The 17,946-nt window shown below is 57.7% G+C and carries 14 protein-coding genes; 10 read left to right on the top strand and 4 right to left on the bottom strand.

The features are described from left to right. The first annotated feature begins 22 nt into the window (after positions 1-22). From ACZ5MJ_RS35405 to ACZ5MJ_RS35395, 3 genes are all read left to right on the top strand, one after another. The gene (locus ACZ5MJ_RS35405) at positions 23-2,347 is read left to right on the top strand and encodes a molybdopterin-dependent oxidoreductase (protein WP_464227480.1); all 2,325 of its coding nucleotides are present in this window, start codon (positions 23-25) and stop codon (positions 2,345-2,347) included. A 196-nt stretch (positions 2,348-2,543) separates the two neighbouring features. Then, a complete protein-coding gene (locus ACZ5MJ_RS35400; protein ID WP_464227479.1) occupies positions 2,544-3,887 on the top strand; it encodes an MFS transporter in 1,344 nt (447 codons plus the stop codon). 84 nt (positions 3,888-3,971) lie between these two features. Next, complete coding sequence (locus ACZ5MJ_RS35395) at positions 3,972-4,361, top strand: DUF779 domain-containing protein (RefSeq protein ID WP_464227478.1); 390 nt, start codon at positions 3,972-3,974, stop codon at positions 4,359-4,361. A 258-nt stretch (positions 4,362-4,619) separates the two neighbouring features. Here ACZ5MJ_RS35395 and ACZ5MJ_RS35390 read toward each other — a convergent pair whose 3' ends face one another. Beyond that, positions 4,620-4,838 carry a tautomerase family protein gene (locus ACZ5MJ_RS35390; RefSeq protein ID WP_111516981.1) on the bottom strand — a complete coding sequence of 73 codons (219 nt, stop codon included), beginning with the start codon at positions 4,836-4,838 and terminating at the stop codon, positions 4,620-4,622. 249 nt (positions 4,839-5,087) lie between these two features. Between ACZ5MJ_RS35390 and ACZ5MJ_RS35385 the strand changes: the two genes are divergently transcribed. After that, positions 5,088-6,713, top strand: a complete 1,626-nt coding sequence (locus tag ACZ5MJ_RS35385) for a 3-(methylthio)propionyl-CoA ligase (protein WP_464227477.1) — start codon at positions 5,088-5,090, stop codon at positions 6,711-6,713. Positions 6,714-6,763: 50 nt separating this feature from the next. Here the strand turns inward: ACZ5MJ_RS35385 and metC are convergent, their stop codons facing one another. From metC to ACZ5MJ_RS35370, 3 genes are all read right to left on the bottom strand, one after another. After that, positions 6,764-7,939, bottom strand: coding sequence for a cystathionine beta-lyase (gene metC, locus ACZ5MJ_RS35380; protein ID WP_464227476.1), 1,176 nt, complete (start codon positions 7,937-7,939; stop codon positions 6,764-6,766). A gap of 70 nt (positions 7,940-8,009) precedes the next feature. Next, a complete protein-coding gene (locus ACZ5MJ_RS35375) occupies positions 8,010-9,320 on the bottom strand; it encodes an NAD(P)/FAD-dependent oxidoreductase (RefSeq protein WP_464227475.1) in 1,311 nt (436 codons plus the stop codon). An 80-nt stretch (positions 9,321-9,400) separates the two neighbouring features. Beyond that, entirely contained in the window at positions 9,401-10,300 is a 900-nt protein-coding gene (locus ACZ5MJ_RS35370) for an MBL fold metallo-hydrolase (protein WP_464227474.1), read from the bottom strand. Between the two features lie 279 nt (positions 10,301-10,579). On the opposite strand from ACZ5MJ_RS35370, the gene ACZ5MJ_RS35365 reads away from it, so the two are divergent. From ACZ5MJ_RS35365 to ACZ5MJ_RS35340, 6 genes are all read left to right on the top strand, one after another. Beyond that, positions 10,580-11,896, top strand: coding sequence for a sigma-54 interaction domain-containing protein (locus tag ACZ5MJ_RS35365; protein WP_464227528.1), 1,317 nt, complete (start codon positions 10,580-10,582; stop codon positions 11,894-11,896). 257 nt (positions 11,897-12,153) lie between these two features. Continuing rightward, on the top strand, positions 12,154-12,948 hold the full coding sequence (locus tag ACZ5MJ_RS35360; protein ID WP_464227473.1) for an enoyl-CoA hydratase: 795 nt from the start codon (positions 12,154-12,156) through the stop codon (positions 12,946-12,948). Between the two features lie 136 nt (positions 12,949-13,084). Then, on the top strand, positions 13,085-14,074 hold the full coding sequence (locus tag ACZ5MJ_RS35355; protein ID WP_464227472.1) for a LysR substrate-binding domain-containing protein: 990 nt from the start codon (positions 13,085-13,087) through the stop codon (positions 14,072-14,074). Continuing rightward, positions 14,074-15,075, top strand: coding sequence for an AraC family transcriptional regulator (locus ACZ5MJ_RS35350; protein WP_464227471.1), 1,002 nt, complete (start codon positions 14,074-14,076; stop codon positions 15,073-15,075). The genes ACZ5MJ_RS35355 and ACZ5MJ_RS35350 overlap by 1 nt, the downstream gene beginning before the upstream one ends. Before the next feature lie 118 nt (positions 15,076-15,193). Next, complete coding sequence (gene acs / locus ACZ5MJ_RS35345; protein ID WP_464227470.1) at positions 15,194-17,176, top strand: acetate--CoA ligase; 1,983 nt, start codon at positions 15,194-15,196, stop codon at positions 17,174-17,176. Positions 17,177-17,253: 77 nt separating this feature from the next. Next, positions 17,254-17,934 (top strand): Crp/Fnr family transcriptional regulator, encoded by a 681-nt coding sequence (locus ACZ5MJ_RS35340; protein WP_464227469.1) that lies wholly within the window; start codon positions 17,254-17,256, stop codon positions 17,932-17,934. Positions 17,935-17,946 lie beyond the last annotated feature (12 nt).

Genomic DNA, 17,946 nt, shown 5'->3' with positions numbered 1-17,946 from the left:
CTGGTTTTGGAAAAACAGATCCATGAACGATCCTATCCACATCATTCGCAAAACGATTACGGCCAGCCACTGGGGAGCCGGGGTAGTGGAAACGGTTGGGGGTCGGATACAGTCCGTAGCGCCTTACCTGGACGATCCAAATCCATCCCGAATCAACGAGAACATAGCCGATAGCCTTCAAGGCACAGCGCGTGTCCTTCGACCGTCGATTCGCGAAGGTTACTTGCGTAACGGACCTTTGTCACGTTTGGGTGAGCGTGGAAAGGACCGGTATGTCGAAGTAAGTTGGGACGCCGCTCTCAATTTGGTATCCGAGGAATTGTTGAGGGTCCGTTCCACGCATGGAAACGAAGCCATCTTTGCAGGATCCTACGGCTGGGCAAGTGCGGGACGCTTCCACCATGCGCAAGGTCAGTTGAAGCGCTTTCTCAATGCATTTGGCGGCTCTGTCCGCTCGGAGGGCAACTATAGCTTCAACGCGGCGCTGGTACTGATGCCACACATCGTCGGCAATTTTCGGGATCATGTAAAGCAAGCGACGCGTTGGCGCACAGTCGCCAAAGAGGGACGACTGGTAGTCATGTTCGGTGGACTGCCGTTGAGGAACGCGCAAGTGGGCAGCGGTGGTGTCGGTAAGCATCGGCTGCGCCGCGAACTCGAGAACTGCGTGCAAGCTGGTGTTCGCTTTATCAACATCAGCCCGTTTCGCGGCGATGCGGAGGATTTTCTCGAGGCGGAATGGCTGCCGCCCACCCCAGGGTCCGATACGGCCATCATGATGGGAATTGCACACACCCTTCTGTCTGAAGGCCTGGTAGATCGAAGCTTCCTAGAACGCTATACGGTGGGATTCGAGAAGGTTGCGTCATATCTTCGGGGAGAGCCCGATGGGCAGCCAAAGGACGCGGACTGGGCCGCGAAGCAGTCCGGCCTGCCTGCTACGCGCATCCGAACCCTTGCGCGGGAGATGGCTGCCCAACGCACACTTATCTGTACCGCCGCGGCACTCCAGCGCGCCGATTATGGCGAGCAGCCGCTTTGGATGACGGTTGCATTGGCATCGATGCTCGGACAGATTGGCCTGCCGGGCGGCGGGTACGGTATTGCCTATGCCTCGGAAGCGACTATGGGATGTGTGGACAGGCCCATTGGATGGCCGGCGTTTCCCCAAGGTGAGAATCCTGTGGACACGTACATTCCTGTGGCAATGATTGCCGATATGTTGCTTCACCCTAGTGAAGCCTATGAGTACAACGGTCAGAAGATGCAGTTCCCGGACGCCAGGTTGGTGTGGTGGGCCGGTGGTAACCCCTTCCATCACCATCAGGATCTGAATCGGTTGCGCCAGGCGTTTCAGCGCCCCGAAACCATCATCGTCAATGAAATCAACTGGACGGCCAGCGCACGACACGCGGATATTGTATTGCCGGTAGCGGCACCGCTCGAACGTACCGACTTCTGTGGTGGTACGCAGGACAATTCGCTCATCCCCATGCCACAGGCAGTGCCCCCACCGGGCGAGGCGCGCTGCGAGTATGACATCTATTGCGATCTGGAAAAACGCCTCGGGTTAGGGATGCAGTTTAGTGAGGGCCTATCATCATCGGAGTGGCTCGAAAGAATGTGGAGTGAGCTCCAAGGTAACGCAGAGCGTAGCGGGATCGAGTTGCCAGATTGGGCGGACTTCCTTTCGGGAGATGTGATTGAGCTCGAGGATAGAAATAAGGATGCGGTCTTTCTCTCCGATTTCCGAACCGAACCGAACAGGTTTCCACTCCCCACGCCGAGCGGGAAGATTGAGTTGGCGTCTGATGTAATTGCAGGGTTCGGCTATAGCGATTGCCCGGGCCACCCCACATGGTTTCCACCACGCGCCTGGCAGTCATCGACTGCCCAGCAGTTTCCCCTCTCGCTGCTATCTGGTCAGCCAGAGACCCGGCTTCATAGTCAACTCGACAATGGAGCGTTCAGCCTAAGCCGAAAGGTCCAGGGACGCGAGCCAATCTTGATTCACCCACAGGACGCCGAGGCGCGGGAAATCGCCCACGGAGATGTCGTTGAGGTGATGAATGAGTACGGCCGTTGCCTTGCAGGGGCCGTCGTCACCCGTCAAATAAAGCCCGGAGTTGTATTCCTTTGCACGGGTGCCTGGTATGACCCCGATTTTTCAGCTCCAGACAGTCGAGACCGCCACGGGAACCCCAACGTCCTTACCCACGATCTACGGACTTCGCGGCTCGCGCAAGGACCGGCCTCTCACTCGGCACGTGTCGAGATAGCGAAATTCACAGAATCTGCGCCGAGGATCGAGGTATTTGACGCGCCAGTCATCGCTGACCCTGCCTAGGTGTCTGCACTTCTGAAAGTGAAAAAAATTGGCGAAGCGACGCTACGAACGGCTTCGACCCTGGCGGCACCTGCACAAACTAAGCATCGGCTCTTGAGGCTGACGCAATCTTGATCGGAGTTTCTCGGTAAAGCCTTTCCAATAGCTGTAACTGACCAGGTAGTACCGCAGTCACTAACTATTAGAGGAGACAAGGATGACAACTCGCGTCGCGGAAGCGCGTCCGATGGACGCAATGGCAGCTCCGCCAATATCAAGAGGCGAGCACCGAAAGGTAGCAGTCGCAAGCCTTATCGGTACAGCAGTGGAGTGGTACGACTACTATCTATACGGAACTTGTGCGGCACTGATTTTTCCACATCTATTCTTTCCCTCGATGGATCCGTGGGTCGGGACAATCGCCGCGTTCGCTACGTATGCCGTAGGCTTCGTTGCCCGACCCGTTGGGGCAGCGGTATTCGGTCACTATGGAGATCGTGTAGGGCGAAAGACCATATTGGTACTCTCCTTATGGCTTATGGGAGGTAGCACTGTTGCAATCGGGCTGTTGCCGACATACGAAACAGTCGGCGCCTGGGCTGCTGTGATGCTGTGCATTCTTCGGCTTATTCAAGGATTCGCTGTGGGCGGAGAATGGGGTTCTGCTGTTGTAATGGCGGTTGAGCATGCCCCAGCAAACCGGCGCGGCTTGTTCGGTAGCTTTCCTCAAATTGGCGGGCCGGCGGGGCTATTGCTTTCGACGTTGGTGTTCATGCTCGTTTCCTCGAGCATGAGCAACGATGAGTTGTTGGCATGGGGATGGCGAATTCCTTTTATTGGAAGCGTCGTGATGGTGCTGATTGGCATGTTCATCCGCCTCAAGCTGCGTGAATCCCCGGTGTTCGAGCAGATGAAGGAGCGGAAGGAAGTATCTGAGGCACCCGCAATGGAAATGTTGCGTACTCAGAGAAAGACTCTGTATCTAACGATAGGCATGAAGCTCTTGCAAAATGCCTTGTTCTATCTGTACAGCGTCTTCATGCTGAGCTACATCGTCGGGACGCTGAAACTGGACAAGTCAATTGGCTTGCAGGCCATCCTGATTTCGAGTGCAATCGGCTTCGTCACACTACCTGCATGGTCCTACCTGTCCGATCTCATCGGGCGGAAAAAGGTGTACATGTTCGGTACGGTTGCATCGATGCTCTTCGTCGTTCCGTTCTTCTGGATGGCACAAAGTGGCTCGGTAGTCCTTATCACAATCGGCATGATTATCGGCCTGAATGTGTTGCATGATGCCATGTACGGTCCGCAAGCCGTGTACTTCTCGGAGCTCTTCGGTACCAAGGTTCGTCTTAGCGGTGCAAATATTGGTTATGCCATCGGTGCTGTGTTGTCAGGAGGCCTGGCGCCACTGATTGCCACCTTGCTGCTCAAGATTAACGACGGGAAGACATGGGGCATCTGTCTCTACATGATCATACTGGGGATCATAAGCCTCGTCGCGACCGCGCTTGCACGGGAGACCTATGAGGAAGCTCTGAGCAAAAAATCGGTGTAGTACTTCAGTGGAGAGTGTCGGGTGCCTCCATGGTGTTTGCCGGCCGCTCTGTCCTGGCGGCCGGATTTTTTTGGGACGATCTCTATGAATTTGGGTATTCCGCCGCGCGTTGTCGCGACCGAAGAAGCGTTGGCTCTGATCTCTCGCCTAATAGAAACACACGGGCCAGTCTTGTTTCACCAATCCGGTGGTTGCTGTGACGGCAGCGCACCAATGTGTTTCCCGCGCCATGAGTTTCTGCTAGGGAGCTCCGACATCAAGCTGGGAGAAATCGGAGGCTCGCCGTTCTACATGAGCGAATCCCAGTTCGAGTACTGGCGCCACACGCAACTAATCATCGACGTCGTGCCTGGCAACGGTGGCATGTTCTCCATCGAGCGAGCTACCGGCTTACGATTCTTGACACGATCGCGGCTGTTCACCGACGAGGAGTCCAGCCAGTTGGTTGGGGTCGAGCCGGAGCGCGGAGCCTAGCCTGGCCACCGTCGGTAGTCAGAGAGGGGGAATGTCCGCAGAGCCCTGCGTGGCCCACCTCTTCGGGCTGAGAAAATTGCTACGGGGCTGGGGGGGCGGGGCGACTTACGGCTCAGGCCGCTATGAGCGACCAGAACCATCTGGTCAAGCGCTGGTTGCGCGTTAGAGGTGGCGCAAGCTGAGGAAGCGATGAAAGGGCCCCAACGACGTAAGCTTAGGAGCTTCAGGGGGTTGTCGCTGGAGTCCCTTCGGGGTGAGTTACTTGCCTGCGGCCAGTGCCTTCACCTTCTCGGTCGTTAGTGCGTTTCCGGCAATGCCCCAGTCACCGCTCTTTACTTCTTCAACGACAACCCACGTAACGGGGCGCATGTTTTCGCCCTCGATCGACACCATGGCGTCAGTAAGGGTGGAAATGATCTTTTCCTTGTCGGCTGCGGAGAAAACGCCTTCGATGACTTTTACGTTGATGAGCGGCATAAGTGTTCCTTGCGGTCCGTTTGAGTTGACGCTAGACAGGCTCGCCTTGCGTCTATTGAGTATGCGTGCTTCTGGTGCATGACTTGAATGACAGAGACGCCTGAATTCTTGACCAATACTCCGTCGTTGGACTGGCTCTATGGTGAGCCGGTGCGAGATCAAGAAGAATTCACACGTCAGATATGTCGGCGCATCGGAGTGCCTGGTGCTTCGCACTGGCAGGGGAAGGTGAGAAAGAGGAGACACTGAATGAACCACATGATGTACATGCCGCTAATGATCTCGGACGCAATCGTGCATGCGGGTCGCCATCACGGTAGAACGGAGATCGTAACGCGCTGTGTCGAGGGCGGACTGCATCGGTACACCTACCGTGATTGCGAACGGCGCTCCCGTCAGCTAGCCAGTATGCTGGGAAAGCTCGATGTCAAATTCGGTGACAGGGTCGGAACGCTTGCATGGAATACGTACCGACACCTGGAGATCTACTTCGGCACGTCTGGTAGCGGAGCGGTTTGCCACACGGTCAATCCACGACTGCATTTGGATCAGATCGCCTACATCGTCAACCACGCAAACGACCGTGTCGTCTTCTTCGACCTAACCTTCCTTCCTCTGGTAGAGCAGCTTGCGCAGCACTGTCCAAGGGTAGAGAAGTGGGTTGCCCTGGCCGAGCGAGCTGCAATGCCAGCTTCATCGAAGCTCGACTTGCTGTGCTATGAAGACTTGATGGCGTCCGTCTCGCCAATCTCGACCTGGCCGACGTTTGACGAGCGTAGTCCTTCGGCGCTTTGCTATACATCTGGATCGACTGGTAATCCCAAGGGCGTGATGTATACGCACCGCTCAACACTGCTGCACTGTTACGCAGCGGCTATGCCGGATTCGCTCAACTGTTCCGCTAAAGACGTGATCATGCCGGTGGTTCCCATGTTCCACGTCAACGCTTGGGGCTTCCCATATATTGCCGCCATGGTTGGGGCGAAGCTCGTTCTACCGGGGCCTAACAATGACAGCGAATCGCTTTATGCTTTGCTGGAGGAGGAGCGTGTGACCTTTGCCGCCGGCGTGCCGACGGTGTGGATTGACATGCTACGGTATGTAGAGGACACCGGTGCGAAGTTCTCCTCCTTGAGGCGTATCGTAATTGGTGGTGCCACAACGCCGCCGGTTCTACGAGAGTCTTGCCGAATCGCAGGGATCCACGCGTTCCCGGCCTGGGGCATGACCGAAACCTCGCCCGTGGGCACCTGTGGAACGCTGCTTGCACGTCACCAGGACTTGCTGGAAGAAGCCAGGGAGCGTGTGTTGGACAAGCAAGGCAGGGCCTTGTTCGGGATCGATATGAAGATCTCCGCCGGGAAAGGCACCGAGCAGCCATGGGACGGTGAGTCATGCGGTGAACTGATGGTGCGCGGTCACTGGGTCGTAGGCGAGTACTTTGGTCAAGCTGACACAGCACTTGAGAGCGGATGGTTTCCAACTGGTGACGTCGCGACAATTGACGCAGATGGTTATCTGCAGATCACGGACCGCCTGAAAGACGTTATTAAGTCCGGGGGCGAGTGGATTTCGTCAATCGACATCGAGAATATTGCTGCCTCGCATCCTGGGGTCTCTATGGCAGCATGTGTCTCTCTGCCGCATCCGAAATGGGGCGAGCGGCCCGTGGTCTTCGTTGTCAGACGGCCGGAAAGCAAGGTATCGCGAGATGAGATGCTCTCCTTCTATTCGGGAAGGATCGCAAAGTGGTCGATTCCCGACGACGTGATTTTCATCGACGCGATGCCCATCAATGCCACGGGGAAGATCCAGAAGATGCGGTTGCGAGAAATGCTTGCAGAAAGCGGTGTCAAGGCGGCATGCGTTGACTGATGGAGGGTGGTAGGGCCGCACCGCGATACGTGGTGCGGCCACTGCGGCCTTCAGTGCTTTGCCCGGAAGCGCTTGAAGCCTTCCTCCAGATCTGCGATCAAGTCACGCGGATCCTCCAACCCAATATGCAGCCGTACCAGGTGCCCTTGGTCATCCCAGTCGGTGGCGGTACGCACAGTCTTTGGATCCATGGTCATCGCAAGGCTCTCGAAGCCTCCCCATGAGTAGCCGAGCGAAAAGTAGGTCAGGTCGTTAAGCATATCGTGAACGGCCTCCACCGGCGCCGGCTTTGTCACGAAGGAGAACAGGCCGCTGGCACCGGAAAAATCTCTGAGCCAGATTGCGTGGTCGCGATGTGAAGGCAGCCCGGGGTGGATGACCCTTGCAACTTCCTCGCGACTCTCGAGCCATTTTGCGATTTTCAGAGCGCTTTCCTGGTGCCGGGGTAGCCGTACACCGAGCGTGCGAAGGCCTCGCAACACGAGCGCGACATCGTCCGGGCCAGCATATTGCCCCATCTGAAAGTGAAAGTCCTTGAGTCTGTCCCAAGCACGGCTTGACGCTGCAATGGTCCCCAGCAAGGTATCTGAATGGCCAGTGATGTACTTTGTTGCAGCCATCACCGAAAGATCGACGCCGTGGGCGACGGCCTTAAAGTACAAAGGAGTTGCCCACGTGTTATCCATGATTACCAGAGCACCGCGGCGATGGGCGACTTCGGCGATAACCGGTATATCCTGCAACTCAAGGGTGTGCGAGCCCGGAGATTCGGTATAGACCGCCATGGTATTGGGCCGGAATAGCGACTCGATGCCGACGCCGATGCGGGGGTCATAGTAGGTTGTTTCGATTCCGAACCGGTGGGCGGCTGTATTGCAGAAATGGCGCACCGGTCCGTAGACGCTGTCCGGCATCAGGATGTGGCCGTTCGCTCCAACGGCCGTGAGAATGGCGGTGATGCAGGCGGAAAGGCCTGATGGGCACAGGACGCTTCCTTCGGCCCCTTCAAGCGTGGAGATCGCATCGCACAGTGCCGCGGTGTTCGGATTGCCCAGGCGCCCATACTGATAGCGCTGCGCGCCGCGGGTCATCGTTTCAACGTCAGGAAAGACAACAGTCGAGCCGCGATAGACCGGCGGGTTCACAAAGCCATGGTGGTCATCTGGGGAGCTACCGGCGTGGCTCAGGATGGTATCGATTCCGGTTGGACAAGTTTTGCTCTGCATATGTACGACGTTGACTGAGTTGGATGAGGGTGGTGACAGGGAAACGAAGCGCAGTCCCTGCCGGCAATGGTTATCGGCTAATAGCTGGCCGCGCCAACCACTCCCGGCCTTTGAGCATTGCCTCCCAATACAACGCCGGTAATACGTTGGCCTTGAGCACCCAAGCAGCGCGGGAGGGACGCGTGCCGTCGATGAGCCACGTGGGAAGGGTCGGGCTCACTTTTCCGCCATATAGGAACTCGGCGAGGACGATCTTGCCGCGCTCGACCGTGAGCGGACAGGAGCCATACCCGTCATAACACGCTGTTCCGTATTCCTGGCCGAGACTGGCCAGCACGTTGTGTGCGACGATGGGTGCTTGCTTGCGCGCTGCCGCGGCGGTCTTGGCATTGGTGGTATTGGCGACGTCACCAAGTGCCCAGATGTTGTCGAATGCTGTATGGCGCAGCGTGCCAGCATGGACATCCACCCAGCCAGCAGAGTCGGCCAATGGGCTGAACTTGATGAAGTCTGGTGCCGTCTGTGGCGGTACCACATGAATCATGTCAAAGCCTTGCTCGACGGTGTCGGTCGTTCCGTCAGGCAAAGTCCGCACGAAGCGAGCCAGCTTCGTGGGTCCGTCGATTGAGACCAGCCTGTGCTGGAAGCGCAAAGCAATGCCATATGCCTCAACGTACGACATCAGTGCTGGGACGTAGTCGGGCACGCCAAACAGCACCGCCCCGGCATTGAAGAAGCTGACGTTCATGTCTTGCAGCATTCCTGACCGTCGCCAGGCATCGCACGCGAGATACATGGCCTTTTGCGGCGCGCCTGCGCACTTAATCGGCATGGGAGGCTGAGTGAAGACTGCATTGCCTCCACGCACGGTGTTGACCAGCTTCCAGGTATATGGGGCGAGATCGAACCGATAGTTCGAGGTAACGCCATTGCGCCCCAGTGTCTCCGGTAACCCCTCGATGCCTTGCCAATTCAGTTTGAGACCTGGGCAGACCACCAGGCGCTCATATCGGATCCGACGGCCGCTATCCAGGAGGATTTCGTTGCGCTCCGGCTCGAAAGCTGAAACCGCCGCTCGTACCCAGGAGACATTGGGCGGGATGCAGGCTGACATGTCTCGCGCGGTATCAGCCGCTTTGAAAACCCCGCCGCCCACCATCGTCCAGCCCGGTTGGTAGTAGTGAGTGGAGGCAGGATCAATCAAAGCAATATCGAGCGATGGGTTTCGCGAACGCAAGCTTGCTGCGACTGCAATGCCCGCCGCACCGGCGCCGACAATCACGATGGTATGGCTGTCCACCAGTCTGGCGGCGGGGAAGGTGGGCCGATGTTCGTCGAGCAGGGGCGTGTGGGTGCTGGGATCGTGGGGGCGCGGATCCATGATTTCGTCAGGTGGAGGGTGAAGGCCACCCCGTTCATCCTGAGGCGGCACGGAAAAATGCGGTGAGAGATCTGTGAGCGCTACACCGCGTTGAGTGGAATCTTCAGATAGGTCACACCATTGCCTTCGGGCTCTGGAAGTCGCCCGGCGCGCATGTTGATTTGCACTGACGGCAGAAGCAAAGCCGGCATGCCAAGCGTTGCGTCACGTTGCGTGCGCATAGAGATGAAGTCGTTCTCGGCTATGCCGTCCCGAACGTGCAGATTTTCGCGGCGCTGTTCCTCGACGGTTGAGCTGAAGCGCGGCGAACGACCACCCGGCTGGTAGTCGTGGCACATATAGAGCACGGTATCCAGAGGCAGGCCGAAGATGCGCTGGATAGACCGGTACAGCGTATGTGCATCGCCGCCGGGGAAATCGCAGCGAGCAGTACCGTAGTCCGGCATGAACAGCGTGTCCCCGACAAACGCGGCTCGTTGGCGTCCATCGCTGACCACATATGTTACGCACGCTGGCGTATGGCCAGGAGTGGACAGGACGGAAACTTCAAGTCCACCGATTTGCAAGCGGTCGCCGTCGGCCAACAGTCGATCGAACTGGCTGCCGTCCCGCGCGAAGCCAAGTTCGGCGTTGAACAGACCGCCAAAGACTTCCTGTACTACAGAAATCTGCTCTCCAATGGCAGATTTTCCTCCGACACGGGTCTGCAAGTAGGATGCGGCGGAAAGGTGGTCAGCATGGACATGAGTTTCCAGTATCCACACCACGGACAGGCTCAGGGCCTCTACGCGCGCAAGCAACGTGTCGGCACTGGCGGTTGATGTTCGACCGGCACTTGGCTCGTAGTCCAGCACACTGTCGATGATTGCGCACTGGCGTGAGGTTTCGTCGAAGGCGATATAGCTTATGGTGCTTGTTCTCGAGTCGAAGAAGGATTCGACTGCGAGGCGCGGGGCGGGTGAATTCAACTGGGCTGCCACGGTTGTCCGTTATTTGATTACTCATGCTAGCCGAAACAAGTTTCGTGCCAGTCCGGCATTCATTGAGCGGGGCCTTTGAAATCCCTTAAATAACAACCATATAGCGAGAATGTCCGGCGGATCGTGCGCCCTGAGGCTGCGGAGCTATGGCATACTTGCTGCCATTGGCAGAGATGGCAGTGTCAGGGTGTGGCAGTGCCGGTGGCGCTACTACTTTCCATCATGACGACACGCAAGAAGGTTTCAGTGGTCGGAGAAACCTCCGCCAATGTAGAGGCAATGCGACCGCTAATCGGGTTCCTCGAGCACGAAGTGCAGCCGATGATCGTGCTGGATCCGGACTACAACATCGTGGCCGCCAATGCCGCCTATCAACGGCAGTTCGCAGGCGATGGCAAACAGTATGTTGGCCGCAAGTGCTATCAAGTGTCACATGGGTATGAGGTGCCCTGTGACAAGGCCGGTGAACACTGTCCGATGCAGAAAGCCAGAGAGACCCTTGGGAGCGACCGGGTTCTGCATGTGCACCATACCCCCAGGGGTCCCGAGCACGTGGATGTTGAGCTCCGGCCGATCAAGGGCCCTGATGGTGCCATCATGGCATTCGTCGAGCGACTAGCAACTGTCAAGAGCGCTTCAGCTCGCGCCAGCGCGGGAGGGTTAGTTGGGCGCTCGCCGGCATTCAATGCCGCAGTGGAACTATTGCAGCGGGTTGCGCCGTCGGCCCTGCCGGTCTTGCTTCAGGGGGAATCGGGCACTGGCAAAGAGGTATTTGCTCGGGCACTGCACGACGCCAGCGACCGTGCCGCTGGACCCTTTGTCGTAGTCGATTGCTCCGGACTGTCAGAAGCCCTATTTGAAAGCGAGCTATTCGGCTACGAGAAGGGTGCGTTCACCGGGGCTATGGCTCGCAAGCCGGGCCTGGTCGAGACAGCTCAGCAAGGTACGCTTTTCCTGGACGAGATCGGTGACGTCCCCCTGACCATGCAGGTCAAGCTGCTACGACTTATCGAATCTCGCACTTTTCGACGTGTGGGTGGACTCGAAACGCATTCCGCGGATTTCCGTTTAGTTGCAGCTACCCACAAGCCGCTACAGCAGATGGTTGCGCAAGGCACTTTCAGGCAGGACTTGCTGTACCGGATTAACGCCTTTCCGATGCACCTGCCATCATTGCGCGAACGCCCCGACGATATTCCCTTACTGGCTCAGTCGCTACTGCGCAGGGCAGTACCCCAAGCGCACAACCTGCGGATCGATAGCGAGGCCTTGTCGCGCCTGTGCGCGTATGGATGGCCGGGCAACATTCGCGAACTGCGCAATGCGCTGGAACGGGCAATGCTATTTGCCGACGACGAAGTCATACGGGCCAAGGACTTGCCGCCGGAGCTCACGGAACTCCAGGGCAGGTCGGTGCAGCGGTCGGTTGTCCGCACCTCCTCGCTCCAACGGGGTCGACCGGCGGTCATGCCCGATGACGCTGAACTTCGCCGACTGGTGCGGGAATTTGCGGGGACCCGTAAGGCTTTGGCTGCACATATCGGCTGCAGCGAGCGCACGCTGTACCGCCGCCTCAGTGCGCTAGGCCTAGCGTGAGCTCAATAGAGAGGGGGGGGCGCCGAGCGAACTAATGTGCAGCCCAGGCCGCTCCTTCGTTCCGTCTCCGCCCGAATTCAGTTTAGTTTTTCTAATCAATTCGCTAGAAGAATTCGCTATTCGCTGAGAGCTTCCCCACTTATCATTGGCTGGGAAAACCAAGCGCTGGGCGGACTTTGCCGCGCCAACGTGTGCCAATGCACAGGACAGCACAGCGAGCCACAGTTGAAGAAAGCGAAGCCTACCGGAGATTGGGGATGAACGAACCTGGACGTGCGACACAACCAGTATTAGTACGCAGCGACGAGGCTGGCGTCGTGACTTTGCAGTTGAATCGCCCCAATTCGATGAACTGCCTGTCGGAAGAGCTACTTACTGCACTTGAGGTCGAGTTCCTGCGGATTTCGGAAGACGCTCAGGTCAAATGCGTTGTCATCTCGGGCTCAGGCCGTGCCTTCTGCGCTGGTCATGATCTGAAAGACATGCGCCAGAATGCGACGCTCGATTACTACCGCTCCTTGTTCGCGCTGTGTTCGAGAGTAATGATGAGCATTCGAGCCACGCCGGTGCCGGTTATTGCCAAAGTCCATGGCGATGCAACCGCGGCGGGCTGTCAGCTTGTCGCAGCATGTGATCTGGCTATCGCCAGTACCAATGCAAGGTTTGCCGCTGCCGGAATAAACCTGGGCTCATTCTGTGCGACGCCTGCTGTCGCCATCACGCGGGCCATTCCAGCGCGTCACGCATTCAACATGCTCTTCACGGGTCGTTTCTTTGACGCGAAAACGGTCGCGCAGTGGGGCCTCGTCAATGAGGTTGTCCCGCATGATGAGCTCGACCAGACGGTGGCGAATCTCGCAAGTGAGATTGCGAGCAAGAGTGGTGTCGCCCTACGGTTTGGGAAATCGCAGTTTTATCGGCAGCGTGAGATGGAGCTTGCAGATGCCTATGACTTTGCAACTGACGGAATCGCAGTCAGCTTGATGGGCAAAGATGCGCAGGAGGGTATCGATGCTTTCCTGTCCAAACGAAAGCCCGTCTGGAGCTACTGAGCATCAATATCGCTTCGCTTGACCCTTGTGAGCGATAGCTATTTTGAAGGATTGCAGCATCGGGGTAGTCGTCTACTGCCGGATGTGGCTTCCAGATCGGACGGGATTTCGCTGATGGACGAACGAGACGGAGACCATGAGACGTTTGCCCCCACTAATTGCCTTACTGTATTTTGAGGCCGCCGCACGGACAAGGAGCTTTGCTCGTGCTGCCAAAGAGCTGCACGTCACGCCGGCTGCGGTCAGCCACCAGGTCAAGGCCCTCGAAGAGTATCTCGGCGTGGAATTGTTCCTGCGACACAACAGGACGGTCAGTCTGACACCAGTTGCTGTTGCGGCTCTGCCTTTGCTGCAACAGGGCTTTGAGGCGTTGAGTGATGCGGTTGAGCAAATGCGCCGCGAAGGAAATTCGCAGTGGGGCATTACCGTATGCGCCGAGCCTTTGTTTGCCACCAAATGGCTCGTTCCGCGCTTGCATCATTTTTACGAACGTTGTCCGGAGGTGGAGGTTCGCATCCAGGCCAGCATCGGTTCCATAGATTCTGAAACGGTAAATCCGCCAGATGCTGCTGGTTTCTTGAGAACCGGCATTGACCTCTCTATCCGACTGGGGCATGGAATTTATCCGGATCTTCATGTGCAGAAGTTGCTGGACGTTCAACTCAAGCCGTTTTGCTCGCCCGAACTAGCCCAGGAGATTGCCACGTCCCCGGACAGGCTGATGGATGGTCCTTTGCTCTGCGACACGTCGACGTCCCGTGCTACGGAAAAGTTCGGGTGGTCAGAATGGTCTGCTGCAGCATCCATGCAGGAACCGGCATCACTTAAAGAGCGGCGTTTTGGCAACGCGCTGCTCGCCTTGGAGGCCGCAATCGCGGGTCAAGGAATCTTGTTGATGGACGGCCGGTTTGTTCAACCGGAGATCGCGTCCGGCCTTCTGGTGGCCCCCGTGACGTATGCGCTTGACTGCCCGTATTCATACTACTTCACTTGTCCGCAGCGCTCCTTGGATCGGCCAGTCGTCCGCTCCTTTCGAGACTGGGTATTTGAGGAGATGGCGGGTTCGCGCGGCGACATGCGACGGTGTAGCGGTAAGGTGGAGGCCAATCAGAGGGCGGAGGCGTGATGGATGTACTCGCAGACATCCTCCGCTCTATGCGGCTGACCGGCTCAGTCTTTCTTGAGTCCGAACTGCGTTCGCAGTGGTGCTATGTCAGCCCGGCCCCGCAAGCGATTATGGACTTCTTGTCGCCTCGCTCGGAGATCCTGATGGCATTCCATCTGGTCACGGAAGGCCAATGTCTGGCATGGATGCAAGACGGCGGAGAAGTCGAGCTTAGCGCCGGTGACATGATATTTTTTCCTCAAGGCGACAGCCACTTCCTTGCAGGTAGTGGTCAGGACAATCAGCGGTTGCGTTCAATTGAAGTGAAATGCGAGAACCTTCGAAACGGTATTGACGTACAAAGGTATGGCGTAACGAAGGAAGTTCAGTTCGACCGAGCTGCAAAAATGGTATGCGGATTCGTCGCGTTTGAGGGAGGGCAGGGACTTTCATCCCTGCTCACGGGCATGCCGAGATTCCTGAGAATCCCTCGGGGCGACCCTCTTGCTGAATGGCTTCGTGTCTCGATGACGACATGCCTTGCCGAGTCAGCATGTGTGGCGGTAGGGAGTTCTATTGTCGTACAGAGAATTTCTGAGCTCATGCTTGTTGAAGCAATGCGCTATTACGTGAAGGAGGCAGAGCGGATCAAAGGATCGATTCTGCTCGTCTCAAATGACCGGTTCGTCCAACGGGCGCTATCGCTCATGCATCAAGACCCCGCGGCCCCTTGGACAGTAGAGCAGATCGCGAAGGCAGTTGGTCTTTCTCGTTCGGCGCTCGCTGGCCGTTTCGTTGCAAGTCTCGGTGAACCACCCATGCAGTATTTGGTGCGGTGGAGAATCTCGTTGGCGGCAAGTGCGTTGCTTGCTACAGAGGACTGTCTTGCCCAAATTGCTGCCAAGGTTGGCTATGAATCTGAGACCTCGTTCAACAGAGCTTTCAAGCGAGAGTTTGGGATCCCACCGGCTGCCTGGCGCAAGCAAGAGAAGCCGATGGCTCAGCACGAGCGACGGCGTTGACTTGGTCCGCCAGCAACCATTCAGAGTAAGGCCGAAAATTTGACCTGGTCGTAGGAGTCGGGCCGCGGAGGGCGAGCGCCGACGCCTCGGTGCAGCACGGATTGTTTTCTTGAGAGCAATGACGATGATTGAATCACACCTGCAGGAACACCGTATTTTCCCACCTCCCTCGGAATTCAGTTCCGTCGCCGCGGTTCGTGGTATGGATGCCTATCACGCGTTGTGCGAGGAAGCCGAGCGCGACTATGAAGGTTTTTGGGCTCGTCACGCGCACGAGCTGCTGCACTGGCACAAGCCCTTTACCAAGGTGCTGGACGAAAGCAATGCGCCGTTCTATACATGGTTTGAAGATGGCGAGCTGAACGCGTCGTATAACTGCTTGGACCGCAACCTTCAGAACGGCAATGCTGATAAGGTCGCAATCGTGTTCGAGGCCGACGACGGTACGGTGACACGCTTCACCTACCGCGAGTTGCACGCTAGGGTATGCAGGTTTGCCAATGGGCTGAAGACGCGCGGCATCAAGAAGGGCGACCGAGTCGTCATCTACATGCCGATGTCCGTGGAGTGTGTGATCGCAATGCAGGCCTGCGCGCGCCTAGGGGCTACTCACTCTGTCGTGTTTGGCGGCTTCTCCGCAAAGTCGCTCCATGAGCGGATCACGGATGTGGGGGCGGTGGCGCTGATTACAGCCGACGAGCAGATGCGTGGCGGCAAAGCGCTCTCGCTGAAGGCAATCGCAGATGATGCGCTGGCGCTGGGCGGCTGCGAGGCAGTTGAGAACGTCATCGTCTACCGCCGCACCGGCGGAAACGTGGGATGGACAGCAGGGCGCGACCACTGGATGCAGGACCTCTGCGCCAACCAGCCGGATACCTGTGAGGCTGAGCCCGTCAGCGCAGAGCATCCTCTGTTCGTGCTCTACACGTCAGGCTCAACGGGGAAGCCAAAGGGCGTGCAGCACAGCACCGGGGGCTATTTGCTGTGGGCAAGGATGACGATGAAGTGGACCTTCGACATCAAGCCCGATGACATCTTCTGGTGTACTGCTGATATTGGCTGGGTTACTGGGCATACATATATCGCGTATGGACCACTGGCGGCCGGCGCTACGCAGGTCCTGTTTGAAGGTATTCCGACCTATCCTGACGCGGGCCGCTTCTGGGACATGATCGCGCGCCACAAGGTCAACATTTTCTACACCGCGCCGACAGCCATTCGCGCGCTGATCAAAGCAGCGGAAGCTGACGAGAATATCCATCCGAAGCAGTACGATTTGTCGAGCCTTCGTCTGCTAGGAACCGCAGGCGAGCCAATCAATCCAGAGGCTTGGATGTGGTACCACACCAACGTTGGCGGGGGGCGGTGCCCCGTCGCCGACACGTTCTGGCAGACTGAAACGGGTGGCCATATGATTGCGCCGCTGCCGGGCGCAACTTCGTTGGTTCCGGGTTCCTGCACGCTGCCGTTGCCTGGCATCATGGCGGCCATTGTCGACGAGACTGGCCAAGAGGTGCCCAACGGAAACGGCGGTATCCTGGTGATCAAGCGGCCGTGGCCGTCGATGATTCGCACCATCTGGGGCGACCCCACGCGGTTCAAGAAGAGCTACTTTCCAGAGGAGCTGGGCGGTAAGCTTTACCTAGCCGGTGATGGCTCGATCCGCGATAAGAACACCGCGTACTTCACCATCATGGGCCGCATCGACGACGTGCTGAATGTGTCGGGGCACCGAATGGGCACGATGGAAATTGAGTCGGCGTTGGTGTCTAACCCCTTGGTGGCCGAGGCAGCAGTGGTAGGGCGTCCCGATGATACGACGGGCGAGGCAATCTGTGCCTTCGTGGTCCTCAAACGCGCGCGCCCAGAAGGTGATGAGTCCCACCGGATTGCGGCCGAGTTGCGTAGCTGGGTAGGCAGGGAAATTGGCCCTATCGCCAAGCCGAAGGAAATTCGGTTCGGGGACAACCTGCCTAAGACGCGCTCGGGCAAGATCATGCGGCGCCTGCTGCGATCCCTGGCAAAGGGTGAGCACATTACGCAGGACATTTCGACGCTGGAGAATCCGGGAATCCTGGAGCAGCTGAGCCAGAGTCAGTGACACTGGCTCCCGGGACCTATCGCGGGTCTCGGGAGTCCGGTTTCAATGACGCTAGTGCGCAACCAGTGCTGAGGACCATGTCCATTGATCTTTCTCGATTCATCGACGCTGCTGCTTGGAGTGTGGGGCTGAGCGACGAGCAGCTTGATCGCGTCAAGCAGGACGCGTCCGTCCAGCGCTATCTGGCTGGTGAAGTAGTCTGTCAGCGTGGGTCGGCGCCTCAGCACTGGCTCGGTGTGATCGAAGGCGCTTTGAGAATCGATGCAGTTGACGGCGGTGGTCGGAGCATTGCCTTTTCGAGCGTGTTCGCTGGAGCGTGGCTCGGCGTAGGCGCCATACTGAACCGGCAGCCCCGGCCTTATGCCGTGAGTTCTGTCCGTGCTAGCGCTGTCGCGCTAGTCCCACTAGCCACATTCCAGTGGTTGCTCGACGACAGTCGACAGTTCAGCCGCTGGGTGATTGACCAGTTGAATGCTCGCCTAGATCAGGATCTGGCACTTATTGAGAATCTTCTGCTGAGCTATAGCGAGCCACGAAGCGGTTGGCAGGAGGGGCCTCCCGGCTTTCCGTCTCTTGCTCAGGAAGAGGAGCTGAAGAAGGAACAAGCACTCAGGCAGTGCATCAAGGCAATATCCATGATGCGAAAGCAAATACTACAGCCGAGCGATAGCTCACAAGCCGCTGGCGAGACGATAGCCGCATTGCTTTGCACAGCAGATGAAGCTGAGGCGTCGGCGTGGAATGCCCTCAGACCTTGAAGTGGCATTCTC

The organism is Cupriavidus sp. LA-1, from assembly GCF_055385985.1.
This window is presented reverse-complemented; position numbering and strand designations above follow the sequence as displayed.

Excerpts from the sequence above, each read along its gene's own strand:
- ACZ5MJ_RS35405 (WP_464227480.1), top strand. The coding sequence starts at position 23 with ATGAACGATCCTATCCACATCATTCGCAAAACGATTACGGCCAGCCAC.
- ACZ5MJ_RS35400 (WP_464227479.1), top strand. The coding sequence starts at position 2,544 with ATGACAACTCGCGTCGCGGAAGCGCGTCCGATGGACGCAATGGCAGCT.
- ACZ5MJ_RS35395 (WP_464227478.1), top strand. The coding sequence starts at position 3,972 with ATGAATTTGGGTATTCCGCCGCGCGTTGTCGCGACCGAAGAAGCGTTG.
- ACZ5MJ_RS35390 (WP_111516981.1), bottom strand. The coding sequence starts at position 4,838 with ATGCCGCTCATCAACGTAAAAGTCATCGAAGGCGTTTTCTCCGCAGCC.
- ACZ5MJ_RS35385 (WP_464227477.1), top strand. The coding sequence starts at position 5,088 with ATGAACCACATGATGTACATGCCGCTAATGATCTCGGACGCAATCGTG.
- metC (WP_464227476.1), bottom strand. The coding sequence starts at position 7,939 with ATGCAGAGCAAAACTTGTCCAACCGGAATCGATACCATCCTGAGCCAC.
- ACZ5MJ_RS35375 (WP_464227475.1), bottom strand. The coding sequence starts at position 9,320 with ATGGATCCGCGCCCCCACGATCCCAGCACCCACACGCCCCTGCTCGAC.
- ACZ5MJ_RS35365 (WP_464227528.1), top strand. The coding sequence starts at position 10,580 with ATGCGACCGCTAATCGGGTTCCTCGAGCACGAAGTGCAGCCGATGATC.
- ACZ5MJ_RS35360 (WP_464227473.1), top strand. The coding sequence starts at position 12,154 with ATGAACGAACCTGGACGTGCGACACAACCAGTATTAGTACGCAGCGAC.
- ACZ5MJ_RS35355 (WP_464227472.1), top strand. The coding sequence starts at position 13,085 with ATGAGACGTTTGCCCCCACTAATTGCCTTACTGTATTTTGAGGCCGCC.
- ACZ5MJ_RS35350 (WP_464227471.1), top strand. The coding sequence starts at position 14,074 with ATGGATGTACTCGCAGACATCCTCCGCTCTATGCGGCTGACCGGCTCA.
- acs (WP_464227470.1), top strand. The coding sequence starts at position 15,194 with ATGACGATGATTGAATCACACCTGCAGGAACACCGTATTTTCCCACCT.
- ACZ5MJ_RS35340 (WP_464227469.1), top strand. The coding sequence starts at position 17,254 with ATGTCCATTGATCTTTCTCGATTCATCGACGCTGCTGCTTGGAGTGTG.